The organism is Cyclobacterium sp. 1_MG-2023 (assembly GCF_030546805.1).
Classification (GTDB): domain Bacteria; phylum Bacteroidota; class Bacteroidia; order Cytophagales; family Cyclobacteriaceae; genus Cyclobacterium.
The window spans coordinates 15,737-40,087 of the sequence record NZ_JAUOPC010000017.1 but is presented as its reverse complement, the minus strand read 5'-3'; the positions used below and the strand labels follow the sequence as shown (position 1 = coordinate 40,087).

20 protein-coding genes are annotated in these 24,351 nt (G+C 38.0%); 11 read left to right on the top strand and 9 right to left on the bottom strand.

Annotation, left to right across the window (positions count from 1 at the left end):
- Window positions 1-188: 188 nt before the first annotated feature.
- Window positions 189-4,472 (bottom strand): gliding motility-associated C-terminal domain-containing protein, encoded by a 4,284-nt coding sequence (locus tag Q4534_RS21465; protein ID WP_303615208.1) that lies wholly within the window; start codon window positions 4,470-4,472, stop codon window positions 189-191.
- 296 nt (window positions 4,473-4,768) lie between these two features.
- Between Q4534_RS21465 and Q4534_RS21460 the strand changes: the two genes are divergently transcribed.
- Together Q4534_RS21460 and rluF are read left to right on the top strand one after the other, a co-directional pair.
- A complete protein-coding gene (locus tag Q4534_RS21460; protein WP_303615207.1) occupies window positions 4,769-5,758 on the top strand; it encodes a D-alanine--D-alanine ligase in 990 nt (329 codons plus the stop codon).
- Window positions 5,759-5,774: 16 nt separating this feature from the next.
- A complete protein-coding gene (rluF, locus tag Q4534_RS21455) occupies window positions 5,775-6,503 on the top strand; it encodes a 23S rRNA pseudouridine(2604) synthase RluF (protein ID WP_303615206.1) in 729 nt (242 codons plus the stop codon).
- A 3,241-nt stretch (window positions 6,504-9,744) separates the two neighbouring features.
- Here the strand turns inward: rluF and Q4534_RS21450 are convergent.
- Window positions 9,745-10,554 carry an HAD-IIA family hydrolase gene (locus Q4534_RS21450; RefSeq protein ID WP_303615205.1) on the bottom strand — a complete coding sequence of 270 codons (810 nt, stop codon included), beginning with the start codon at window positions 10,552-10,554 and terminating at the stop codon, window positions 9,745-9,747.
- 726 nt (window positions 10,555-11,280) lie between these two features.
- Here Q4534_RS21450 and Q4534_RS21445 point away from each other — a divergent pair.
- A complete protein-coding gene (locus Q4534_RS21445) occupies window positions 11,281-11,646 on the top strand; it encodes a hypothetical protein (protein WP_303615204.1) in 366 nt (121 codons plus the stop codon).
- A gap of 60 nt (window positions 11,647-11,706) precedes the next feature.
- Here the strand turns inward: Q4534_RS21445 and Q4534_RS21440 are convergent, their stop codons facing one another.
- Window positions 11,707-12,543 carry an ion transporter gene (locus Q4534_RS21440; protein WP_303615203.1) on the bottom strand — a complete coding sequence of 279 codons (837 nt, stop codon included), beginning with the start codon at window positions 12,541-12,543 and terminating at the stop codon, window positions 11,707-11,709.
- A gap of 428 nt (window positions 12,544-12,971) precedes the next feature.
- On the opposite strand from Q4534_RS21440, the gene Q4534_RS21435 reads away from it, so the two are divergent.
- Genes Q4534_RS21435 through Q4534_RS21420 form a run of 4 tightly spaced genes read left to right on the top strand, consistent with a single transcriptional unit; the run spans window position 12,972 to window position 15,420 of the window.
- A complete protein-coding gene (locus Q4534_RS21435) occupies window positions 12,972-13,322 on the top strand; it encodes a hypothetical protein (RefSeq protein WP_303615202.1) in 351 nt (116 codons plus the stop codon).
- Between the two features lie 32 nt (window positions 13,323-13,354).
- Window positions 13,355-14,026, top strand: coding sequence for a hypothetical protein (locus Q4534_RS21430; RefSeq protein ID WP_303615201.1), 672 nt, complete (start codon window positions 13,355-13,357; stop codon window positions 14,024-14,026).
- Window positions 14,019-14,786: a sensor histidine kinase gene (locus tag Q4534_RS21425; RefSeq protein ID WP_303615200.1), complete on the top strand. Its 768-nt coding sequence runs from the start codon at window positions 14,019-14,021 to the stop codon at window positions 14,784-14,786. The genes Q4534_RS21430 and Q4534_RS21425 overlap by 8 nt, the downstream gene beginning before the upstream one ends.
- Window positions 14,776-15,420 (top strand): response regulator transcription factor, encoded by a 645-nt coding sequence (locus Q4534_RS21420; protein ID WP_303615199.1) that lies wholly within the window; start codon window positions 14,776-14,778, stop codon window positions 15,418-15,420. The genes Q4534_RS21425 and Q4534_RS21420 overlap by 11 nt, the downstream gene beginning before the upstream one ends.
- A 53-nt stretch (window positions 15,421-15,473) precedes the next feature.
- Here the strand turns inward: Q4534_RS21420 and Q4534_RS21415 are convergent, their stop codons facing one another.
- The 4 genes from Q4534_RS21415 to Q4534_RS21400 form a co-directional block, all read right to left on the bottom strand.
- Window positions 15,474-16,136, bottom strand: coding sequence for a phosphatidylserine decarboxylase family protein (locus tag Q4534_RS21415; protein ID WP_014019491.1), 663 nt, complete (start codon window positions 16,134-16,136; stop codon window positions 15,474-15,476).
- A gap of 112 nt (window positions 16,137-16,248) precedes the next feature.
- Complete coding sequence (locus Q4534_RS21410; protein ID WP_014019490.1) at window positions 16,249-17,088, bottom strand: phosphatidate cytidylyltransferase; 840 nt, start codon at window positions 17,086-17,088, stop codon at window positions 16,249-16,251.
- Entirely contained in the window at window positions 17,072-17,278 is a 207-nt protein-coding gene (locus tag Q4534_RS21405; protein WP_014019489.1) for a DUF2007 domain-containing protein, read from the bottom strand. The genes Q4534_RS21410 and Q4534_RS21405 overlap by 17 nt, the downstream gene beginning before the upstream one ends.
- Window positions 17,271-18,209, bottom strand: a complete 939-nt coding sequence (locus Q4534_RS21400; protein ID WP_303615198.1) for a CPBP family intramembrane glutamic endopeptidase — start codon at window positions 18,207-18,209, stop codon at window positions 17,271-17,273. Before Q4534_RS21400 ends, Q4534_RS21405 begins: the two co-directional genes overlap by 8 nt.
- 148 nt (window positions 18,210-18,357) lie before the next feature.
- Here Q4534_RS21400 and dusB point away from each other — a divergent pair, with 148 nt between their 5' ends.
- The 3 genes from dusB to Q4534_RS21385 all read left to right on the top strand — a co-directional run bounded on the left by dusB (window position 18,358) and on the right by Q4534_RS21385 (window position 21,288).
- Window positions 18,358-19,347, top strand: coding sequence for a tRNA dihydrouridine synthase DusB (gene dusB, locus Q4534_RS21395; RefSeq protein WP_303615197.1), 990 nt, complete (start codon window positions 18,358-18,360; stop codon window positions 19,345-19,347).
- 48 nt (window positions 19,348-19,395) lie between these two features.
- Window positions 19,396-20,307 carry a DMT family transporter gene (locus Q4534_RS21390; RefSeq protein ID WP_407933575.1) on the top strand — a complete coding sequence of 304 codons (912 nt, stop codon included), beginning with the start codon at window positions 19,396-19,398 and terminating at the stop codon, window positions 20,305-20,307.
- A gap of 69 nt (window positions 20,308-20,376) precedes the next feature.
- A complete protein-coding gene (locus Q4534_RS21385; protein ID WP_303615196.1) occupies window positions 20,377-21,288 on the top strand; it encodes a mechanosensitive ion channel family protein in 912 nt (303 codons plus the stop codon).
- A 67-nt stretch (window positions 21,289-21,355) separates the two neighbouring features.
- Here Q4534_RS21385 and Q4534_RS21380 read toward each other — a convergent pair whose 3' ends face one another.
- Both Q4534_RS21380 and Q4534_RS21375 read right to left on the bottom strand, forming a co-directional pair.
- Window positions 21,356-22,006: a hypothetical protein gene (locus Q4534_RS21380; protein WP_303615195.1), complete on the bottom strand. Its 651-nt coding sequence runs from the start codon at window positions 22,004-22,006 to the stop codon at window positions 21,356-21,358.
- 240 nt (window positions 22,007-22,246) lie between these two features.
- Window positions 22,247-23,434 carry a Pycsar system effector family protein gene (locus tag Q4534_RS21375; protein WP_303615194.1) on the bottom strand — a complete coding sequence of 396 codons (1,188 nt, stop codon included), beginning with the start codon at window positions 23,432-23,434 and terminating at the stop codon, window positions 22,247-22,249.
- 56 nt (window positions 23,435-23,490) lie between these two features.
- Here Q4534_RS21375 and Q4534_RS21370 point away from each other — a divergent pair, with 56 nt between their 5' ends.
- Window positions 23,491-24,345, top strand: coding sequence for an SdiA-regulated domain-containing protein (locus tag Q4534_RS21370; protein WP_303615193.1), 855 nt, complete (start codon window positions 23,491-23,493; stop codon window positions 24,343-24,345).
- The last annotated feature ends 6 nt before the right edge of the window (window positions 24,346-24,351 follow it).

The window sequence follows — 24,351 nt, the reverse complement described above, 5'->3', positions numbered from 1 at the left end:
TATATTTTATAAGGGCTTTAAGTAAGGTTAAAGTTACCATCAAAATTACATTACTTAAATATTATTGATAAGTTTTTCCGGATGGGATGATGAGGTGATCGGGTGATGTAGTGATCGTGTGATCGAGGGATGAGCACCTTTCCTATGTCGTGTAGATTTTTTCTCATACTACCACAGCTAGCATTATACTACTCAATAACCGTAATTATGCCTTTTACTGTATGTGCTTCTTTCTCTTTTTTAGTTACATATTGGATCGTTACGGAATAGCCTCCTCCCGGAACCTTTTGGTTGTTATAATAGCCATCCCATAAACAAGTTGAAGCTTGATTTCCTTGAGGTTTTTTGTCGGTACAATAATAGATCAATGCTCCCCAGCGGTTGTGTATGAAAACCTCAATTTCGGAGATAAGGTTATTCGCAAAAACAGTAAAAGGCTTCTCAGGGTCACCGGGAAGCATAGCATTGGGAAAATGAACTTTGGCTTCACATACTTCCTCTACTTCAAAATCTACCGAAAAGGAACAACCTTGTTCATCAATGGCCAAAAGGTTATAAAACCCGGCAATATTTGGAGAAAACACATCTCCTGTGCCAACAAATTTTCCGTTTAAGTACCATTGACTGGCTGAAAATCCTTGGCCGATATCGATTAATACCTCTCTATTGTTTTCCGGGCAAATTGAATACAGATTCTCCAACTGGGGCATCTCCGAAAATGACTTGTTGACTTCCATTTGTCCACGGCCTACCATGCAACCTTCTTTATTGGTTAAGGTAACGGTGTATAGGCCCGCTTCCTGAATGGTCAGGGTTGTGTTGTTGTCATATGTTTGCAAGTGAATTGACTCCTCCGAAAGGAGCCTGTACCATTTTACTTCCAGCCCGGTTATGTCCTTTCGCAAAATAAGGGTTGTGAAAACATCTTCCTTACAAAAAGGTGCCAGTTCCATTTCCACATCCAAAGGCATGGTGATATTGGCATCAAAACGCTTCACTATAGGGCAAAGTTGACCACTAGGATCAGTACCTGTAATTTCGTAAGTACCTGATGCGTAAAGGGGAAAGCCTCCCTGATTGTTTTGGTTAACAGGTTTACCATCTGGATCTTCTAGAAAGTAATCTAGTTGGAATGCGCTTTCAGGAATTAGTTCGTATGGGAAACAGGCATTGATTTCTGCCGGTACATTGAAGGCTACAAAGGCTTTTTTTTCTACTGTAAAACTTCCTTTTACCTCTAGTAAATTTTCGTTAACATCCCATATTTTGACAGAATACTGCCCATGTGGAACTGCCACCTTTATGTGAATTAGGTTTTGAAAATTACCTGTATACTCCTGATTATTTTCTTTCTTTACCAATAAATAGCGGCCTGTTTGGGGGATATATCCCGGGAACCGTATATGAAGGGTGCCCATTGCCTCATCAGGAGGTGGGCAAGGTTCTGGTGTAGTGGTGATTTCATTGAAAAGAAAGCCGTCCGCATAAATCAAGGCTTCTATTTTTTCAATTTCAGTATCATGCACAAACCCTCCAATTATTGGATTGGCCGTAACGCTGGAGATACTGTTAATATATCCTCTATCAATATCCTGCTGTGTGGTAACGTAACTTACGGTAAAAGTTTGGCTTTCCATAATGTCGAGGTAGGGAATGGTCCAAACCTCGTTGGTAAGGTCATCATGAACTTTTACATCTACCAGAGGTACTTTACGTGGGTTGCTGACTACCAAAGAAATAGTAATGGTGTCGTTTACTTGACTGTAATGCTCCTTGTCAACAGATTTATCTAGGTTTATGTCTGGTTGGTAGCTGCAATCTTCCACTGTGATACTTACCGGCACGCGTGGGCTATCACATACCCCCTCCTTTGAATGACTTACCCAAACAGTGTAAACTCCTATCTTATCAGGATCAATAACAGGAACTTCAGTTAATGGATCACTTGAGGGATCATTGTCAGGATAATAGTGGAGCTCATGTTCATTAATATTAAATATCTCAAATGTATTGGTAGTTGAAAATTGGCAAATTGTCTGGTTCCGAACGCCTGGAGGACTTGCTTTTTTTACTACATTTATGGTTAAGAGGCTGCGTATTCCGGTGCAGTTTTTTGAAGGGCCTTCGGCAACCCAAATTTGCTCTGAACCAACATGAGCGGTATTGACCTGATAGGAAGGAATGGCTTCTCCACCTTCTTCTTCCATAAAATAATAAATAGAATAACCCTCTTGACTGGGAGAGACAAATGAATTTAAATCTATCGGAGCATCACCTTGGCAGAAATCAGGAAGTTCAATTGGACCTAAACTTGGAAAATCAACTTGAGAATTACAATGTGTTGCAGCAAATTCCGCTTTGCCTGTTATTGGGATTTCCAAAGGCCCATAAATGGCTTCTCCTGAGCAATTGTCCTTCATAAATCCTTGAATAAAAGGTAAATTGGAAAAATTGTGATTGGAGATCGCTCCCATGCCCGACATGCTCCCATCTATGGAGATTTTAATTTCACAATTGTTATTGGCCCAAAAAAAACAATCTTCTGAAAGTTTTAAGGTGTATTCCAGCGTTGCAATTGTTTCACTTGGGTTTTCTAGCAATGGAAGCTCATCGATTTCCCAAATGATGGCTCCTGCTAATCCCATTTCTGGGTCAAAGGTGACGGTGCCAACATCTTGAGGTACCTGACCAGCATTTACGAAGGTGGCAGTGGGAGGCAATGGGATGATAACCTTATTGTCAAGCGAATTTTCTGTGCCATAGTTATTGATATTCAAGGTATAGGTTATCTCTTGACCAGGTTCTATCGTAGGTTCTTCCTCAGGAGGATTCCCGTCGATGGATTTTATGTGATTGTATGCTTGAATTTCCGGTACGTAAGAGGGTACTGAAAAAGCAAAAGCATAAATGGCATATACATCCTGATTGGTGCCATAGCGAAAGCGAAAGGAATTCTGTTTATTGGTAATAATGGAATTGTTGGGATTGGGAACCTCCCATTGAAGTATATCGGCACCGGTATTGTGCTCCAAATTTGGGTTTCTAGGACTCTCTACTAAATTGCCCTCTTGGTCTGGAACCGGGCTGTAAATGGAGGAATTGAAGAAATTTGAACTGACAGATTTGGGGTGGTACAATGGAGCCCATTTGTTTTCCTGATTTCTAATCTGTAGAAAATCTCCTTTAATTGATTTGTCACCCTCTGCAGCCATTATGCCTAATTTTAACCGAACCGGCCCTTGGTTAATGGTTTCAAAGCCTGTAATTTCAACTTCTCCGATATGTTCTTCTCCATCCAAAGACTGGACAAAAGAATACCCGTCAAAAACACTGATGTCCCGCCAATCCATTTTTGAGTTTTGGTAGATTACCACCATTCCCCAGTTGCCGGTATAGCCTGTTTGGTTCCCCACCCCTTCCACCAATGCCAAATCAGCCAAGGTATAGTTCCCCGCGCCATGCTTTTTAACAAGTTCAGTTACATCAGCATAGCCAACATAGATGTCTTCCAATTCATTATGTGGATAGAGGATGCTGTTTCCCTGAGCGGTTATTTCAGTGTACTCGCTCGCACCCGGCCCTTTGAATTTTACTTTACGTTTGTCAAAATTTACTGTATGGGGATAAATAGGATAATAACTTCCAAAAGATTTTAAGCCAACATTAAAATCTTTTGGACCAATGTCATCCATGTCTGAAGTCATTGAGCGATGTAAAGTATGGATAGAGAAAGTTACCCCATTCTCTTCAAATTCAATGGGGTCAAAGGTAGCTTTAGATAAGCCGGCTGAGTCAGTTGTGGATATATTTTCCACTTCATTCCATTCTTCATTGCCAAAACGATAAAGTATTTTGCCTAAAGAATCATTGAGGTAGGCAAAGGTAAGCGGTTGAGATTCCGGGGAGCCAAAGTAATAGTAAGGAAATAGCATTCCTTTTTCATCAAAGTCCATGTAATAAGACATGGTATAGGAGCTGTGTTCAATGGTTTCCTCCGGTAAAATAAGTTGCTCCTGATCCACTTCAGTAAGTTCAGTTGAGGTAATATTTTCTGTAAGGTCGAAGCTAAGTCCTTGCCCGATGTTGGATTTTCCGGCCCAGTAAAGGCCGGCATATACAATTTCAGTACAATTGGGATCGGCCCCATTTTCACCGGAGAACAACAGGGTTGCTTCTGAAGAATTAAAGGTGTGAGGATCTCCATCAATGTCCACAAATCTCATGTCATTCAGAGAGTTTTCCGAAGAAGTGGAGTAGTTAGCCATTGTGATATTGGTGTTTCCTATCAAGGTAAAATCACCTCTGATGTGGAAAATATTGTCGTCGGGGGCGGAGTTGCCTACTCTATGTTTAAAGGGGATTCTGTTGTCGTTTTGTGCATTTCCTAAAAAGGGGGCTGCCAGCCAAAAAAACAAGCCCATCAAAATAAAGGAGATGAATTTCCCAGTAAAAATTTGATTGAAAGCGTTCATTCAATTAAATCAGCTAAAAAATTAAAAATGATTCAAAAATTTAAGAAAAATAAAAGCTTTAAGCTTTGAAACAATGCACGAAATATAATTAAAAAATTATTACATGAACCTAATTTTAGCAACTTTTTCCATTTTTAGTGCTGGTCTTCAGCTGAAATAGGAAAAAGATTGTAGGACTTGATTCAGTCGAATCATTGAAGTGAAACAATTCCGTGTTGAATTGTTCATCAAATAAAATATTTATCATTTTCTTTACATAATAATCTTGTAATTCGCATAAATTATAATCTTTTAAAATGAATAAAAAGCAAATTGCATTAGTGATGGGTGGCTATACAGGGGAGTCTGTGGTGTCAGAAAAAAGTGCTGCTGTTGTTGCTCAACACCTTGATAAGGATCGTTTTGAGGTGCATAAAATCCATATTTATCCCAATAATTGGTACTTGGAGGAAGAGGATGGTACAAAATTACCCTTAGACTTGAATGGATTCTTTGTCGTAAAGAACGGAAAAAAACTCACTTTTGACGGAGTGTTTAATATAATTCATGGTTCTCCGGGAGAGGATGGTAAATTGGTAGGGTATTTTGATATGCTCGGCATACCTTATACAACTTGTGATGCATTGACATCTTCCATTACCATGAACAAGGCCTATACAAAAAAGATTGTTTCTGAAATTCCTGATTTACATGTGGCAAAGTCGGTTCAGTTATTTGCCAATAAACCCGGGCTAGCCAACGAACTGCTTGAAGAGTTAAGGTTGCCCATATTTGTTAAACCAAACAATGGAGGCAGTAGTATCGGTATGAGCAAAGTGAAAAGTGCTGAGGAATTATCTCATGCCTTGGACTTGGCTTTTAAAGAAGATACGCAGGTGATGGTAGAGGAATTTGTAAGTGGCAGAGAGTTTTCTATTGGAATATATAAAACCAATGGCAAGATCATGGTTCTTCCTTCCACTGAAATTATTAGTTCAAAAGAATTTTTTGACTTTGAAGCCAAGTACCAGCCTGGAGTTTCAGAAGAAATTACCCCGGGCAGAATGGATGAGAGAGATGCAGTTCAGGTGAAGAAAATAGCAGAAAAGGTTTACCAAACATTGAATTGTAAAGGTGCAGTGAGAATGGATTATTTCTTGGAGACCAAGACGGATAAATTCTATTTTATTGAAATTAATACGGTGCCTGGACAAACCGAAACAAGTCTGATTTCCCAGCAGGTGAAAGCAGTAGGGATGAGCCTTAAAACGTTCTATACGGAGTTGATAGAAGAAATGTGGCGTTAATATAAACCGAAGGATAGTGAAAAATGAAGTCAGGATTAACAAGTACTTAAGTGAAATTGGTTATTGCTCTAGAAGAGAAGCGGATCGGATGATTGCTGCAGATAGGGTGACTATCAATGGTAAAGTGCCTGAAATGGGCACCAAAATCAGTCCGGGTGATGAGGTGCATGTGGATGGCGAGCTGGTAAATGTTCCCAAGGAGCAGCCGGTTTATATTGCTTTCAACAAACCGGTGGGGATTGTTTGTACGACTGACACCAGCCAAAAAGACAATATTGTGGATTATATTAATCATCCACAAAGGATTTTTCATATTGGACGACTAGATAAGCCTAGCGAAGGGCTTATTTTATTGACCAGTGATGGAGATATTGTCAATAAAATACTTAGGGCAGGAAATTCCCACGAAAAAGAATATATCGTCAAGGTAAATAAGTCTATAGAAGGAGGTTTTATAGAGAAAATGAGTAATGGGGTACCCATTTTAGGGGTTGTAACCCAAGAATGCCAAGTACGGCAAATGAAGAAGGATACGTTTAGGATTATCCTTACTCAGGGCTTAAACCGACAAATCCGGCGAATGTGTGATTATTTAGGATATAAAGTTGTAGCGCTGAAGCGGGTTCGAATCATGAATATTAAGCTAGACTTGCCAAGAGGAAAATGGCGAGATTTAACCCCTAATGAACTCGAGGAATTAAAATATTTGGTTAAAGATTCTTCAAAAACCCATCTAGGGGATTAGGTGCTAAAAAATGCATAAGTACAATATATTGGGTTGTATTTAAACCATATTTACTGAAATCTACATTAAATATTGATTTTGTGGTTTAAATTTTACCCATAATTACGTATTTGGTAGCTTTTATTGCCATTTTCCTAAAATTTAGCGACTAAATCTGAGTTGTTTTAATTATAATTCATATAAATCATTATTAAATTAAATATAATGTAATAATTAACCATTTTTATTAATGAAATTTTAATTTTGCAATCTTATTGTTACCTTTGAGATATCAAACAAAGACAAAACGTCTTTGGGTAATAGGCAGAAGGTTTATTGCTGATGTATACTGTAGGATGATGAAACTGGTAGACATGCCCTCTTGTTTTGGGGGTGGGGATCACAGGATAAAGAAAATATAGAGCTCGTATTTTTCCTAACTGCTTCATGGGGGTTCGACTCCTTCTCCTACAGCAGGTTATTTTGGGTTTATTGTTAATTGACTAAAGCTATGAGATTTTATTTCATAGCTTTTTTTGTTTGCAGATTCACTAGGTGATTTTGTCAGTATTGTTGCAGAAAAAAGCAACAATACCGCCAAAATCAAGGTATGCTTTTTAATAATATCCCGAGGGCTGACACCCTCGGCTATAATATTTTCACCTTTTAGGGTTTGAGGTTTTGCGTGAATTATATGAACTGAGTTCGCCTAAAAAATTTTTGAAAAAATCGTCCTTCCAAGAATTAACATTTAAAAACGCAGCAACCAAGTTGACGGCATTCAATTAAAAAGAGCATTTTTACTTTTTTGCTATAGGTCAAAAAAGTAAACAACCTGTCCTGATTCGGAGCTAGTCAGGCCTGTCCTGAAGCGGAGCAACTAAGTGGCCTGTCTTGATGCGTAGCAAGTCAGGAGAAAACCCCACCGGTGAGTATCTTTTCGGCTAAAATTTAAGGCCTCCCGCACACAGGCAAACTCCTCGTTTTTGGTGTTAATATTGGCGTTGCTTTTTAAATGTTAACTAAACCAAAAACTTCGTCAATCAGTGCCTGTGCCCTTGCCATTCCCGCTTAAATTTCTTAATGCCGAAAATCTACAAGGCGGAAATTAATTTATCATTTGATTAATGATGGGCGATTTTTAACGTACACGTCAATCTGAGGGCAGGGGGCGGGTCAAAACTACGAGGCGGGGTTGGGCCTTGCGGGTGGAAGTTTAGTTTTGGCTAGATTTTTCTTTGGTTCGTTTCTTTTCATCAATCCCTGTCCTGATGCGTAGCAAGTCAGGGGAAAAGAAATGAACGGAAAACCTCTGCTTTCAGGGATAAAATCACTTTATAAAGCCAAACTCACCAGGCAGCGTTGAACCAGTGACAGTTCTATTAATTCTTGTGCTTTACAATTAGTAAAGATTTGAAATTTCCAAGTAATTATTGTTAAATTACAAACCAGTATTTACTACACCAAGACATTCACTAAAACAACTGTCACTTTTTTGCTGCAGTGCATGCCCCAAGCAGTGAAACGAATCTAAAGGAAGCGGAGCAACTCAGTGGCCTGCCCTGAAGTGAAGCGACTCCCTGATGCGCAGTAATTCAGGAGAAAAGAAATGAACGCTTTACTTTCCGTTAAATATATAATTTTTACAAGCAGTTCAATGTAATAAAGCGTTTCTGTTTCTAATATACCAAGTAATTGATTATGATCATTTTTACTTTTTTGCTACAGGTCAAAAAAGTAAGCAACCTGTCCTGAAGCGGAGCTAGTCAGGCCTGTCCTGAAGCGGAGCAACTCAGTGGCCTGTCCTGATGCGTAGCAAGTCAGGAGAAAACCCCACCGCTGAGTATCTTTTCGGCTAAAATTTAAGGCCTCCCGCACACAGGCAAACTCCTCGTTTTTGGTGTTAATATTGGCGTTGCTTTTTAAATGTTAACTAAACCAAAAACTTCGTCAAACAGTGCCTGTGCCCTTGCTTTCTCATCTTAAATTTCTTAACGCCGAAAATCTACAAGGCAGAAATTAATATATCCGTCATTCCGAGACTTTGCAGAGGCTCGGGTGGAGAAAGTCGAAGGAATCTCCAACGTGATGAGATTGCCACACCCTTTTCCGCCTCAAAAACCTGCAAAAGAGTTCGAAGTGATGTTGTAGTCTTTTGTAAAGACAATTTTAATTACCCTGGGGTTATTAGGGTTTGTTTTCGATAAGATTTTGTCAGCATTGTTGCAAAAAAAAAGCAACAATGCCGCCAAAATCAAGGTGTGCTTTTTCATTATTTTCCGAGGGCTGACACCCTCGGCTATTATATTGTCACCCCTTTAGGGCTCGGGGTTTCGGCAGGGAGAATAATCGTTTTTATCGATTTTGTTTTCGTTATGATTTTGTCAGTATTGATGCAGAAAAAAGCAACAATACCGCCAAAATCAAGACGTACATATAACTAATTTCCCGAGGGTTGATGCCCTCGGCTATTATATTGTCACCCTTTCAGGGTTTGGGATTTATTTGTGAATAATATTTTGGTTTTTGAAGTTGTTACAAAAAGGGTAACAGTACCGCCGAGATCAAGATGTGCATATATCTGATTTCCGAGGGTTGGCACCCTCGGCTACAAAAATGGTACTCCTACGGAGTTTGGGAGGCGTTGAAGTCGGTGTTTCTATATTGGTTTTTGATATTTTAATTAAAAAATGTTTCTGGAATCAACGCTTTTATTCCGATAAGGATTTGCTAGTTATTGTAAGGATGCCTGCTTTCTTTTTAGTCCTTTACCAATATTTTAATCCAAGGGTTTGTAGAGCTGGTTAAAATATGGTGTGCTTAATTGATGGCCTTAAAAATTTAAAATAATGTAAATAAATATAATTTATGTTGCCATAATTTTAATTTATTGATCTTTTTATTACCTTTGACATATCAAACAAAGACAAATGGTCTTTGGGTAGTGAAAGAAACTTCATTACTGATATATACTGTAGGATGATGAAACTGGCAGACATGCCCTCCTGTCTCGGGGGTGGAGGTCACAGGATAAAGAAGATATCGAGCTCATATTTTTCCTAACTGCTCCGTGGAGGTTCGACTCCTTCTCCTACAGCAGGTTATTTTGGGTTTATTGTTAATTGACTAAAGCTATGAGATTTTATTTCATAGCTTTTTTTTGTTTGGTGTAGGATCAAAAAAAAGGTAACGCCAAATAGTTGGCGTTACCTTGAAGATGTGTTTTAGCTTAGGTTTTAATTTTTTACCTGCTAATATTTGCTTATTGAAGTACTAGTTCTCCATGAATGATTTTTTCCATGACCATCGGGTCGTTCAGTTCTTGGATGCTAGTGATGATATGGTCTGGTCGATAGGCATAGGATTCAAGGTCTTCAAGGCTAGTGGATCCGGTTAAGGTGAGCACTGTCTTAAATCCCATTTGTACCCCTCCCAGTATATCTGTTTCCATGGTGTCCCCAACCATTATGGTGTTGGCTGAGCGCGTGCCTAACTCTGCCTTGGCGATTCTCATCATTACCGGGCTGGGTTTTCCTGCGCTAAATGCTTTTTTGCCTGTGGCCATTTCTATCATGGATACAAATGCACCGCATCCTGAGCGTATTGAGTTGTTGGAGCTTGGGCAGTAGGCATCTAGGTTGGTGGCGATAAGTTTTGCGCCATTCATTACCATGTTTATGGCTTTGTCTACTGATTCAAGCATGATCGTCCTGCCTTCGCCGATGACTACATAGTCTGGTGCATCGTCTACAATGGAGTATCCGTTGCTGTGCAAGGCGGTAAGCAAGCCTCCTTCTCCAATTACATAGGCTGTGCCGTTGGGTTTTTGTGAGGCCAGGTATCTTGCAGTGGCTATTGCGCAGGTGAAGATGTGTTTTTCTTGTACATTGATTCCCATTCTGCTTAATTTGGCCACTACATCTCTACAGTTTCTTTGGCTGTTGTTGGTAAGGAATCTAAAAGGGAAATCCTCCTCAAGTAGTTTGTGGATAAAATCCTTTGCGCCGGGTATTAGCTCTCCTCCTCGGTAGATGACACCGTCCATGTCGATTAAAAATCCTGTCTCTCTCATTTTAGTAGTTGTTGTGGTTTAATTCTAATATGTTATCAATAACAAAGGTTTAATAAAAATATTAAATATTCAAATTTGTATGGTTAAAAATAGTAAAATGATAAAAAATATTTAAATTAATTGCTGATATATGAAAGTTAAAATTGATGAAATTGAGAGGTTTTGGTGCTTGTTGTGGTAAGGAGAATTAAGGTTGTTTTGCGATTTTTCAATAGGAGTCTCTCTCAATGCATGTGAATTGCTTAAAGTATAATTATAACGCCTATTAAATATAAATAATGTAAATAAATATAATTAATATTGCCGTAATATTAATTTAATAATCTTTTTATTACCTTTGACATATCAAACAAAGACAAAAGGTCTTTGAGTAGTGAAGGGAAGCTTTATTACTGATATATACTGTAGGATGATGAAACTGGCAGACATGCCCTCCTGTCTCGGGGGTGGAGATCACAGGATAAAGAAGATATCGAGCTCGTATTTTTCCTAACTGCTCCGTGGAGGTTCGACTCCTTCTCCTACAGCAGGTTATTTTGGGTTTATTGTTAATTGACTAAAGCTATGAGATTTTATTTCATAGCTTTTTTTGTTTGTGGGTCTTCTAGGTGATTTTGTCAGCATTGTTGCAGAAAAAAGCAACAATACCGCCAAAATCAAGATGTACATATACCTATTTTCCGAGGGCTGACACCCTCGGCTATTGTATTGTCGTCCCTCTGGGGTTTGGCAAACGATGCTCAACCTGCAACTATTTCCACAGGCGGTTCTGGGGAGTATAAAGACCAAAATTACCTTCGATTAATAGATGATTTAATTGGTGATCATTCCAAAGGCTGGGTAATGAACAGGTATCAAAAAGGGAGGGTGAGCAATGTTTCAGTAGTTTCCAGAGATGAAAGTGGCAGGCCTGCAAAGATCAAAACCAACTATATTTTTGCCGGTTTTTCAGGTAAAAGTAATGGGGTTATTACCCTTCCCTTTACCAATGGTTTACCGGAATGCATGTTTTTCTTCGACTTTCCCAATACTTGTAGAACCCCTAACAGAAGAATAGTGGCTGCTTATGACAACTATGCTTATGATCAATAAAGGACTTTTCTAAAATGTTAATCACCGGAGTTTTTGAGGCAGCATGGTCTTAAAAATTGATTACTTTTTTTTAGGTGTAAGTCGGGTTCCGCATCGCCTGCAAAAGATAGCATCTAAACTATGATTGTTTAGGTGACAGGCATCGCAGGACTTTAAATCCGGGAAGTTTTTTATCTCATCAGCATTTCTAGCGGAAACCAATTCAGAAGTAACAATGCCCGTGGGGACAGCAATGATGGCATAGCCAATTAACATGATCAATGAAGCCATAAATTGACCGAAATCTGTGGCCGGAGCAATGTCTCCATATCCAACTGTTGTTAAAGTGACGATTGCCCAATACATGGATCTGGGGATGGAGGTGAAGCCACTTTCAGGACCTTCAATAATGTACATAACAGAACCCATCACCAAGACGATAGTCAGGACCGAGCCCACGAAAATCTGAATTTTGGCCTTGCTGTGTTTTAAGGCATCGGTTAACCTTGAAGCTTCTCTGATGTATTCAGGAAGTTTGAGGATTCTCAATATTCTTAAAAACCTGAGGGCCCTAATTACGGTGAGGTACTGGGTTTGAAATAAAAATAAACTTAGATAGGTGGGCAAAATGGCCAGTAAATCTACTATACCGTAAAAACTAAATACATAGCCTGATTTATTATTGCTTAACCAGATCCGCAATAAATATTCGATGGAAAAAATCAGTGTAAAGAACCATTCCAACCAATACAGGAGAGAACCAAAGTTATCATGAATTTGCTGAACGGAATCTAAAATTACAATTACCACACTTAGTAGAATCATAACCAATAAAACCAGATCAAATGCTTTGGAGGCACGGTCATCCGATTCGTATACAATATGTGCCAGTCGTTGTTTTGAGGGTAAGGAAATCATATCTGGTAAACTTGTTCCCGGTCCAAGGACCAATACGAAAATGGGTTGTTTTAATCACAACCCGAAATAGGCAAAAATAAGCTCATGCATTTCGTCGAGTTTAAGTGCCTAATTTACAAATAACCTAATTAAGTAAACAAGATAAAAATTTTCCTATCCCGGATTCGGTAAAAGTGATTCAAAGATATGGCTTCTAAGGCTTCGAGAGGGATTTGTAAAATAAACAGATGAAGAAATTTGCTGAGACATTGGTTTGATATCTAAAGATCGCAGATGCCGATACCTTAGCCCGGAAACAAAAATTTAATTTGAAAACCTGATTAAAATCATGTATTGGCCAAAACAGGTAAATTTTTGATCTATAAAGCTTTTTTAAAAATAAGAATGGTTATTTTTGGTAAAGAAATTTTTACTAAACAGATAGCAGTATGGACCTAAAATTATTTAAACAGCTTAGAGAAAATTATGAGAAGTTTATTGCGGGGGCAGAAAAAGCAATAAATGGGGACAATGCGAAAGACCAAACCAGGTCTATCTTTTTTGACCGTAAAACTCTTGAAGAGTTATTGGCCAAAACAGATAAAAAGGAGGGTGGTATAAAAATCTACCTAGGAATGTATGACAAAGAAACGGTAAAAGTGAGGGGGGAAAAGGAAAATAGCGATGATTATATCGGTAAATTGACCCTTATTTTGGAAGCGTCTAATGATAACTCCAGTACCACAGATGAATCTTGGATCATGAATGGGGGTAAAATATGTCCTCCAAACTGTAATTAATACAACACTTTAAAAACAATGATTGCTTAGCCATGACCTTTTATGCTTACCTTTCTTGTATAATCGTTGGCCTTTTGCTGTCATTGTTTTTTTTCTTTTTCAAGAGGAAATATCAATTGCATGAAAAGTCCCATGATTTCATCTTTTTTCTCATCTCTTATGTGTTGAGTTTTGAGCTCTACGCATTTTTTTTGGTGGAACATGGAGAGAAAAATGTTTTGGTTTACAATATTTTCTTTGTTTTTGGTGAGACCATATTGATCTTAATTTACTTGGGAACCCTAATAGAAGCCAAAAGGATTAAAAGGAATGTCATTTATTTTGTTGCTTTCTTTGTGGCTTGGGCCATAATAAATACCCTTTTTATTCAGCCTCCGACTCAAATGTTTCAACAGTACACCCATTTGCTAGGGAGTTTGGGCGTGGTCCTTTTTAGTTGTTATTTGATGTATTCATTATTTATGGCAGATAAGGCGGGAAATGCTTCTTTGCTAAGTGTGCCTCATTTTTGGAACATTGCCGCCATCTTATTTTTCTACTCCGGAAGTTTTATATACTTTGGATCCTTGAATGTAACTTGGGGGTTGGATCAATATTACCTAACAATATTGGCATCTGTAAACCGGTTTTTTGCAGCGACATTATATCTTATTTTTGGGTTTTCTTATTATTCACCCTTGATTTTTTCTACGAAAAGTGATTGAAGACAATTCTCAACAAACCTTTTTCGCTATACTCACAGGAGTGATTCTTATGGTAATTATGGCGGCATTTATCATTGCCATTGTTATCGTTCATCGCCAAAGACAAATCAAAAACCGACATAAAATACAGATTATAAAGGCTGATTTTAAAAACACCATTTTGAATGCAGAAAAAGAAATCAGAGAAAATACCTTGCATTATGTCAGTCAGGAGCTGCACGACAATATTGGACAGCTCTTATCCTTGACTAAAATAGTATTGAATAATCCTGACCCGGCATCGGTATTTGAAGGGAAAAAACTTATCAATAAGATCATTAAGGAAGTTCGGAGTTTGTCCCGTTCCATTAATAAAGATTACATCAACGATGTGAAATTTGAAGAATTTCTGGAAGAAGAATTATGTAAGATTCAAAAAACAGGTTTTTGTGAGGTTCTCTTTGAAAAGGAAGGAGCGCCAATTAATTTTATTGAAGGAGATAAAAAACTCGTGCTAATAAGATTGGTACAGGAGTGTTTAAACAATGCGATCAAGCATGCCTCCCCAACATTGATTGCTATTAAAATTAAAAATCCGGGAGAAAAAATGATATTGTCCGTGGAAGATGACGGTGAAGGGTTTGATATGGAACGTGTTTCTCAAGGTCTAGGACTTAGGAATATACATTCCAGAGTACAGGCTATTAATGGTAAAGTGCAGATAGATTCAGAAATAGGGAAAGGTACCCGAATAGAGATAGAATTGGAAAATGATAAATAATACCAGAATTTTATTAGCAGATGATCATAAGTTATTTGCTGCAGGGATAGAAAGATTGCTTTCAAATGAACCGGATTTTATCGTGGAGAAGGTGGTTCACAATGGCAAAGAGGCGATTGCTGCCATTAAAGAAAAAAAGGTAGATCTGATCATTACGGACATGAACATGCCCGGGTTGAATGGGTTGGATATTCTTCAATACATAAAAAAGAAAAGATGGAAAGTGAAAACCATTGTACTTTCAATGTATGATGATGAAGAAATTTTTAAAAAATGCATCAAGCAAGGTGTAAACGCTTATGTTTTAAAAAATGCCGACCCTGAAGAGCTGGTTTATACCATTAGAGAAGTGATGGAAGATAGGTATTTGGCCAATTTTGAACATGTTTTGAATCAGGCCGAGGAAGGGGATGAGTTTGAGCAATATGACCATTTTAAAGCTACCTTTAAACTCTCTAAAAGGGAGTTAGAAATTTTAAAGTGGATAGTTAAAGGGAAGACCAATAAAGAGATTGCTGAGGAATTGTACTTAAGTATTCATACAGTGGAAACTCACCGTAAGCATTTGCATCAGAAATTAAATGTTTCTTCAGTTACTGAGCTTGTAAAGAAAGCATTGGATATGGGCTTATGATCAAAGCTTTGGTAAGCAGTATAAGTAAGGGATGTACGAAAACATCCCTTTTTTTATGATTTGAATTTAGCAATGGGAGTGATTCCTCCTTTGGTTTTTTGGTTGATGTCTACCAGTATTTCAGCGTCCAAGGGAACGAAAACGTCCACTCTGGAGCCAAACTTAATAAAGCCAAACTCAGCCCCTTGGGTCACGGGGTCGCCTTCTTTCACATACCATTTAATTCGTCTTGCCATTGCCCCTGCGATCTGGCGCATCATCAATTGAACCCCACTTGGGTGTTCAATTACCAAAGAAGTACGTTCATTTTCCAAACTGGATTTTGGGTGCCAGGCTACTAAATATTTTCCCGGATGGTATTTGAAGTATTTTAAAATGCCACTAACCGGAGACCTGTTGACATGTACATTTATTGGGGACATAAAAATGGAGATCTGAATTCTTTCCTCTTTGAGATACTCCTCTTCCACGGTATTTTCAATGACCACCACCTTGCCATCTGCAGGAGCATAAACCAACTCATGATCATTTGGGACAGGAATGGCCGGGTTTCTGAAAAACTGCAATACGATCAAGTAGAGTACAATGCTTCCTATTAGAATCAGGTTAATAACCAATTTTTCTACAGGTGCTAAATAATTGATGGCAAAGTTAATCACAGCCAAAACAACTAACATCCAAAATAATAATGATCTACCTTCTTTATGAATGGTCATAATGATTTAGCATTTAATTTTTTACAATTCTAGCTTTCTAAAAAGTTGCCAAGAATAATTGTGCCTCAGCTAATTTTTGAGATTACAATATTAGGACTTTTTAGAGCAAATATTAAAATATTTTTAAAAAGGCTACAATAAAAGGGGTGGAAAGCAATAGTCCGTCAAAGCGATCCATAAAGCCTCCATGACCCGGTAAGCCTCTTCCGGAGTCTTTAATTGCAATGCTCCTCTTGAAAAGCGACTCAATCAGATCTCCATAAGTACCGGCGATAATAATGATGGTCATGATACAGAACCATTGCCACTCTGGTAAAACCGTGAAGTTTTTTGATATAAAATACGTGACGATAATGGCAGCAAAAGCTCCGCCAAGACTTCCTTCCCACGATTTTTTTGGAGACACACGTTCAAATAACTTTGTTTTACCAAATTTGGTTCCGGCAAAATAAGCTCCGGAATCACTTGCCCATAGCATTAATAACGAGCCTATTATGATTTCAAAATGGAATGTATTGTCCACAGAAAATGCAGCAACCGTAAGTAATGAGAAAGGAAGAGCCACATAAATTATTCCTAATATGGTATAGGCAATGCCTGTAAATGGCTTTTTATCTGTTTTTTTATAGAGTTTGATAAAAAATATCATGGACACTAAAGGGAAAACCAGAAAGTAATAGGCCATTGGAATTATTTCCATTTCCTCCAAGAAGGTAAATGTGAATACCAAAAGTCCAATAAATGTGCCAAAGCTTTTTAGCGGTAACATACCATCTAGTCCACAGAGCTTATAAAACTCCATTTGGGTAAATGCTAAGATGATAGCAAAAACTAAAAAGTAAGACCACTCACTAAATACAGTACTGCTAATGATAATAATTGTTCCCAAAATGGCTGTGATTACCCTTTGGCCCAGATTACTGTAATTACTTATACTAAAACGAGATTTCATTTTCAACAATTTTTAATGCCCTTTGGGCTTCTTCCACCAGCACCATCACTTCAATGTTACCGTGGATTTTATAAACCGGGTCTTTCTTATTAACTATGACCGCAGTGATACCATTTTCTTCTAGCACTCCTTTTACTATTTCCGCCCTTATTGGGGTACTCGACTCGAAAATCCTCTGCCATTTACTCATAAATCTGTTTTTTATTTGATTGAATAAACCAATTCCAACACAAGAGAAAGACTACAATGCCTACTATTACATACTCCCAATACAACTGATTCGAATCCTCTATATCAAACTCCATTAGTCCGAGTTTGTTGAAGTAAACCATAGTAACGGTTAAAGTGTTGTTGAGGATATGTGCAATGATGGGATACAATAAAGAGCCCGAATACAAATACAAATACCCAAACAAGGCCCCTAACATTAACCTGGGTAGAAAACCATAAAATTGAAAATGTATGGCTGAGAAAATAAATGCTGTGATCCAAACTCCCCAATGTGCGTTTCCGGTGTATTGATGCATTTTAGGTTGTACAATTCCCCGGAATAAATACTCTTCACCAATACCTGCCAGCACCCCGATGACCAATACGCCTAATAAGAATTCACCGAGACTTTCGAAGTCAGTAAGGTATTTTGTCAACTCCATCAATTGGTCCTCTTTGGTTCTGAATGAGGCTTCAAGTCCACTTAAGGCTTCCGGGAATTCAACATTCATATTGAGGTAAACCAATAGCGAATTGAAGAGAATAAAACCTATAAGCATAGGAATCACAATCCACAACTGTTCCATTTTTTCCGGTTTCAATTGTTTATCAAAGCGCAGGGTTTTTTTGTCTACAAAGCGGATAAATATCCAGCCTCCAACAAAAAATCCTAGCCCCCCTCCTAAGCCTTGAATAAAAAGAAAAGCCATTCTGGCATTTGGATGATCTAGAGAGGCACCGAGCAAATAAGGCACTTGCTCAAAGGAAATTCCAAATAGAAAAGGTAACAAGCCCAAAGCTGCCGTTTGTAAGATAGCAAGAGCTCCAAATACGATTAGCACCAAAACAGTAAACGAGAGCAACCATGGTTGGCTGTTAGAATGTCCTGGTTGATTTTCATATATTTCCATATTAGGAGTAAATTTACAGTAATTAGTGTGCACCACAAGATACTTTTGTTTTTTGGAAATAAATTAATTTGGATAAAATGAAAGACAATCGTGGCAATGTTATTGATATTCAACTTAAAACACTCATTTTTGCAAAAAATTTCAGCGTGTGATTAAAATAGGAGATTTAAATTTAGGGGAGTTTCCATTGCTATTGGCTCCTATGGAGGATGTTAGTGATCCGCCATTTAGAGCAGTATGCAAAACGAATGGTGCAGATTTAATGTACACAGAGTTCATTAGCTCTGAAGGCTTGATCCGTGATGCTGCCAAATCTGTTCAAAAATTAGATGTATACGATTATGAACGGCCTATTGGCATTCAAATATTTGGGAATGAAATCTCCTCTATGCGGGAGGCAGCGGCCATAGCAGAGGAAGCCGGTCCGGATATATTGGACATCAATTATGGTTGCCCGGTTAATAAAGTGGCTTGCAAAGGTGCCGGTGCCGGCATTTTATTGGATATAGACAAAATGGTGGCCATGACTGCAGAAATAGTCAAAGCAGTAAAAATTCCCGTAACCGTCAAGACTAGATTGGGCTGGGATGAGAACACCATTAAGATCAATGAAGTAACTGAAAGGTTGCAGGATGTAGGCATTCAGGCCATCAGTATTCATGCCCGCACCAGAAAACAAATGTATAAAGGTGAGGCGGATTGGTCTTACTTGGCCGATATTATGAAAAACAGCAGAATTAAAATCCCTGTTTTTGGTAATGGAGACATAGACAGTCCGGAGAAAGCCAAAGCCTACAAAGAAAAGTATGGTGTAGACGGTTTGATGATCGGTCGAGCGGCCATAGGTTACCCTTGGATTTTTAATGAAATCAAGCACTATCTACAAACAGGAAATCTTTTGGCTGTGCCTGATATGGAAGAAAGGGTGAAAGTTGCTAAAAAGCACCTGGACTTTTCTATAGAGTGGAAAGGCGAGAAACTAGGAGTGCTGGAAATGAGAAGGCATTATACCAACTATTTCAGAGGTATTCCGCATTTCAAACCTTACCGTACCTCTCTGGTGACTACTGATGAATATGCGAAAGTGAATGATATTTTAGAAGAAATATCCACTGTTTTCGCCGATGAGGTTTTTTAAAAAAAGCGGGGCTAAATGGCCGTGATTAGGGTTCAAAAATAGAATTAAGTGCCGGTAGCAAAAAAGATCCAAGACCAAAAAGTCAAGCACTGGGCCATGTTACTGTTGCTGGCCTTGATTTGGGGGAGTTCCTTTATCCTTATCAAAAAATCATTGGAGGTGTACTCTCCGGGGGAAGTAGGGGCCTTTAGAATTTTTTCGGCTGCCTTGGTTTTGTTGCCATTAGGTGTGTCCAAAGTAAAATTGCTTAACCAAAAGCAACTGGGTTATTTGCTATGCATCGGCTTCTTGGGGAGTTTTGTCCCAGCCTTTTTATTTGCCAAAGCACAAACCCAACTTTCAAGTTCTCTGGCAGGAGTAATCAATGCTCTTACTCCATTGATGGTTGGTGTAATTGGGGCATTATTATTCAAAACAAAAATCTCTAGGCAAAATGCCATAGGGTTGATAATTGCGCTTTTGGGCGTTTGTGTATTGGTTTTGGCAGGGAATTCAGGAAGTCCGGATATTTTCAGGGAATTTAATCTTTATGGTTTGTTGGTGGTATTGGCCGCTATATGTTATGGCTTCAATGTTAATATAATTAAGTATAAAATTAAGGAAATAAAACCAACCATAATTACCGCTATTTCCTTGATGATGGTATTGCCCATCTCAGCCATATATTTGTTTGGATTTACCCAGTTTTCTTTTAAACTGTTGCATGCTGAAGGTGCATGGCAGGCAGCCGGATATATCGCTTTTCTCGGTGCGTTTGGCACTGCTGCAGCCTTGGTCCTCTTTAATTCAATAGTAAAATTGGTCACACCTGTTTTTGCCAGTTCTGTAACTTATATTATTCCATTGGTGGCCATCTTTTGGGGAGTTTTGGATGGAGAAGCTTTGTTTCCCTTACATTATTTGGGCATATTTGCTGTAGTGGTGGGTGTGTGGATCGGAAATCGAAAGGCAAATGCCTAGCCTAACCAAAAGGAAAGTGTATATTTATTTATAAAGTAAAATTTCTTATTGTTTCCATAGTGAAATACCATGTTCGATAATTTCTTAAATATTGATATTGAGCCGGAATTAAGGAACCGGATTCTACAGACAATACTGATAGGGTTCGTAATGTGGCTGATCAATAAAATCTCCCTGAAATTGATTTACAGGGGAGATGCTTTGGAATTGAGGAGGCAATACCATTATCGAAAGTTTATAGAGTATACCTCTTTTATTATTGGTATACTGATTATAGGGAACCTTTGGATAGGCAATTTTCATTCTGTGACCACATTTTTGGGCTTGTTGTCTGCAGGTATTGCGATCGCCTTGAAAGATATCTTTGTCAACATTGCCGGATGGGCCTTTATTTACCTTCGCAAACCTTTTGATGTGGGAGATAGGATTCAGATTGGAGAGGTGCAAGGCGATGTGATTGACCTTAGGTTGTTCCAATTTTCTTTGCTGGAAATCGGCAATTGGGTGGATGCTGACCAAAGTACCGGCAGGGTCATTCATGTGCCCAATGGAAAAGTTTTTATGGATGCCCAAGCCAATTATTCCACCGGGTTTAATTATATCTGGAACGAACAGAATATCTACATCACCCTTAGGAGCGACTTCAAGAAAACCAAAGAAATACTTTTGGACATTCTTAATACTCATTTGCAAGAGGACTTAAAAAAGGCGGAAAAGGTTTTTCGAAAAGCCAAACAAGACCATTTGATTGTATACAAACAATTTACTCCGATGATTTTTACCAAAATCACTGAGCGTGGTGTGCAGCTTTCCATGAGATACCTTTGTGATCCAAAGAAGCGTAGAATGTTTGAACATGCCATTACAGAAAGTATACTAGAGCGTTTAGGGCCTGAGAACAATATTCGCTTGGCTTATCCTACATCTACAGTATTGCTTCACCAAGATAAGGTTCATCCCGAAACCAATCCCAACCGTTAAGCTTAGATCAAACGGCTTGCCTTTGAACTTTTTTCAGAAAAGGTTGTCTAAAATGGTTCTCAAATACCTATAGTGGTTTTAATTTTGGCATTTGAGCGATTAATATTTTAGCCAATTCGTAAGCAATTCCCCCAACCAAAAAAATAAAGGCTTCCTCATAAAAAGGGCCTTTAAAGTTAATGTAAAAAAATAATGCTAAAGCATGAGCCATCCAGAAACTTCGATTTCTTTCTGAAATCCTTTCCGTAATTGCAAGTAAAATGATTGCTCCAGTAGCATACAATAATGCCATTCCAAAAATTGAATACAACTCATTTCTAGAAAATTCTATTGAAATTAAAATTAGAAGATTGAGAATTGTAAGCAATTTCCACAAAGGCTTATCTACTTTACCTCCTAATATATTCCCTAAAATTAATATTGCTAAATGAATCCGGATATAAAGCGCATTAAAAACACCATAGGAAAGGCTTATTGTTAAAAAAACTATTGAGATGGAAAACAAGGCCCATAGTATTTTTTCTTTTTTATAGGGGTAATCATCCAAATAAAAATCAATTATAGCAATCAAAGAAAAGTGGACGATCTGCCATAAGATTATCATTAAAGGGATCATTTCACTGATCTCATTAAAATATAGAACAAGGACCAGTAAAGTTTGGAAGAAGAAATTAATCTTTCTTTTTGATAGATCTGAATTGAAAAAAAGTCTGTTCATCAATTAAATGTTGAAAATCCAGAAAAAACGGGAAAAATATTTCCTCAACTAAAAATTATTCACAAATTAATGAGTAGGCATAAAATCGAAAATTATTTAATTTAGAAGGAAAATATTAATGATTGAAGGCAAGCCAATAGAGGTTTTAAAGCAATTTATCTATTAAAAAAATGGGTTTTAGTTAGAAAAGAATTTTTTATGGAAACCTTGGAAGTCAATAAAGAAGGAGTACATTTTACATTATCGAGGCATTGGCTCGAAGATATAAGTGGCTATTAAGAAAGAAACTACTGAAAGGACAAAGCCAAACATAAAGAAATTGTAGGACTTCCTGAGCAACAGGTATTTTTTTGAAAGGACAATTCCTAAATGATAAATGTCAGTAATCATGCTGTCATACAGGTATTCTCCATCATTCATCAATGAATGCATGCCATCCTTGTATTCAGGTAATGACATTTCATGGAAATTCCCGAAGTAGAGCAGGTTGCCTTGTTTTTTGCTGATGTCGGACTTGGTTACTATCCCTTGAGTTACATTGGGACGGGTGGCCAAAATTGCAAATACCATCGCGATAAGGCAAGTTGTAATTAGCATTAAAATTGGAACCAAATAATAGGGGTACTCCTCAATAACCCGCAGGTAAACAGCTACAACGATAGATATAATAATAGAATTAACAGATATCATAATATTGGCTTTATTGTCTGCAAGGGCAGAAAGTGCCAAATGATTTTTTGAGGTTATCCGAAACATTGTTTCTACTCCTCGATCTGATTTCTTTTTGTTTTTATCTTTTTTTTTACCTTCTAGTTTGGCTTTTGATTGGGCTTCAGCTTCCTTGATCTTCAGTTCGATGGATTTTAAATTGGCTTCCTTGCCGGGTTGAAAATTGATCTTGGCGTATTCTGTATGGTAGTGATGAGCGAGCATGAAAATCTTGCTTTCTTTCAGCCAGTCAAGTAAAGAGGTTTTTCCAAACCCAAGGTTTGCTTTCTCTTTTTTTAAAAGGATGGTTTGATCAAAATAATGCTCTGAACTTAGGTGGTACAAATCGGCATCACAGATGATCTTTTCTAAGAGGTTTTTTGGAGATTGAGGCATTTTTGTTGCTAGAATTAAGGCTTTGATTCGGTCAATCCTCTCCTGTTCAAGCCCCAACTCAATCAGGTAATCTTGAGCCATTTCTGAACCCTTTAATTCATGCCCCTCTCCTTTGACTTCCCAATAACCGATGTCATGCATCCATCCTGCCACATATAAATCTTCTCTGTCTTCCTTACTTAAATTATAGTAGGCACCTATTTCGGCAACTTTCTCGACAATCTGCAATGAATGATCCATGTTGTGGTAACAAACCTCTGACTTTTGTCTGTTTTCAAACATTTTCCTGATCCAGGATTCGAATTTTTCTAGTTGCTTATCCAAGGTGATTTACTAATTTTGATAGTACTAACTTCAAGGTAATTAATTACAATTGAATAATGATACAATTTTCACAGATTTTAACCTTTATCATTCTGGCCAATTGGCAGTGTGCTTCCATTTCAGAGCGAGTAAAAGGTGATGCGTTTCCGTCAGCTTATGACTTAAACGATTTTACGGAAATTGTATTGCAGGACAGAATGGAAGAAGTATCGGGTTTAGAATGGGTAGGAGATAAGCTGCTGTTAGCCATTGAAGATGAATCCTCAATTATTTATAGCTTATCACCGGAAACAGGGGAGATAATAGACCGTCAAAAGTTTGCCAAAAATGCAGACATTGAAGACATCGCCTGGTCCAATGATAGGGCTTGGGTGTTGCAAAGCAATGGGACACTTTATGAGGTTACCTCTCCATTTACTGAAGAGGCAGAAAGTGAAAAATATACTTTCCCAATTAAAAAGAAGCGAGACTTTGAGGCCTTGGTTGTTTCTGAAGATGGAGCCTATGTTTATACCTTCTGTAAAACTTGTGAATGGGATAAAAAGACCAAAGAAGCTTCCATATATCGTTTTGACCTAGGTGCCAAAGCTTATGAGGAAGTAGCCCTTAAAACCTTAAAAGCCTCAGAAATTAGAACGATCTTAAAGTTTAAGGAGAAAACAAGTCTGAAAATGGAGCCTGCAGCCGTGGCCCTTCACCCGATCGAGAATAAATATTATATTTTGTCCTCCACCGGAAAGTGGCTTTTAATTACAGATACTGCATTCAATTCTAAGGAAATTTATGAGCTAAACGCCAAAATTTTTAAACAGCCGGAAGGCATTACATTTGACCCCAAGGGAAACATGTATGTCTCAAATGAAGCCAGGGGCGGAAAGCCTAATTTACTGATTTTTAAGTACAAGCCATAAACTTTT

Coding starts and splice junctions, on each gene's coding strand:
- Q4534_RS21465 (WP_303615208.1), bottom strand. CDS start 4,472: ATGAACGCTTTCAATCAAATTTTTACTGGGAAATTCATCTCCTTTATT.
- Q4534_RS21460 (WP_303615207.1), top strand. CDS start 4,769: ATGAATAAAAAGCAAATTGCATTAGTGATGGGTGGCTATACAGGGGAG.
- Q4534_RS21450 (WP_303615205.1), bottom strand. CDS start 10,554: ATGAGAGAGACAGGATTTTTAATCGACATGGACGGTGTCATCTACCGA.
- Q4534_RS21440 (WP_303615203.1), bottom strand. CDS start 12,543: ATGATTTCCTTACCCTCAAAACAACGACTGGCACATATTGTATACGAA.
- Q4534_RS21435 (WP_303615202.1), top strand. CDS start 12,972: ATGGACCTAAAATTATTTAAACAGCTTAGAGAAAATTATGAGAAGTTT.
- Q4534_RS21430 (WP_303615201.1), top strand. CDS start 13,355: ATGACCTTTTATGCTTACCTTTCTTGTATAATCGTTGGCCTTTTGCTG.
- Q4534_RS21420 (WP_303615199.1), top strand. CDS start 14,776: ATGATAAATAATACCAGAATTTTATTAGCAGATGATCATAAGTTATTT.
- Q4534_RS21415 (WP_014019491.1), bottom strand. CDS start 16,136: ATGACCATTCATAAAGAAGGTAGATCATTATTATTTTGGATGTTAGTT.
- Q4534_RS21410 (WP_014019490.1), bottom strand. CDS start 17,088: ATGAAATCTCGTTTTAGTATAAGTAATTACAGTAATCTGGGCCAAAGG.
- Q4534_RS21405 (WP_014019489.1), bottom strand. CDS start 17,278: ATGAGTAAATGGCAGAGGATTTTCGAGTCGAGTACCCCAATAAGGGCG.
- Q4534_RS21400 (WP_303615198.1), bottom strand. CDS start 18,209: ATGGAAATATATGAAAATCAACCAGGACATTCTAACAGCCAACCATGG.
- Q4534_RS21385 (WP_303615196.1), top strand. CDS start 20,377: ATGTTCGATAATTTCTTAAATATTGATATTGAGCCGGAATTAAGGAAC.
- Q4534_RS21380 (WP_303615195.1), bottom strand. CDS start 22,006: ATGAACAGACTTTTTTTCAATTCAGATCTATCAAAAAGAAAGATTAAT.
- Q4534_RS21370 (WP_303615193.1), top strand. CDS start 23,491: ATGATACAATTTTCACAGATTTTAACCTTTATCATTCTGGCCAATTGG.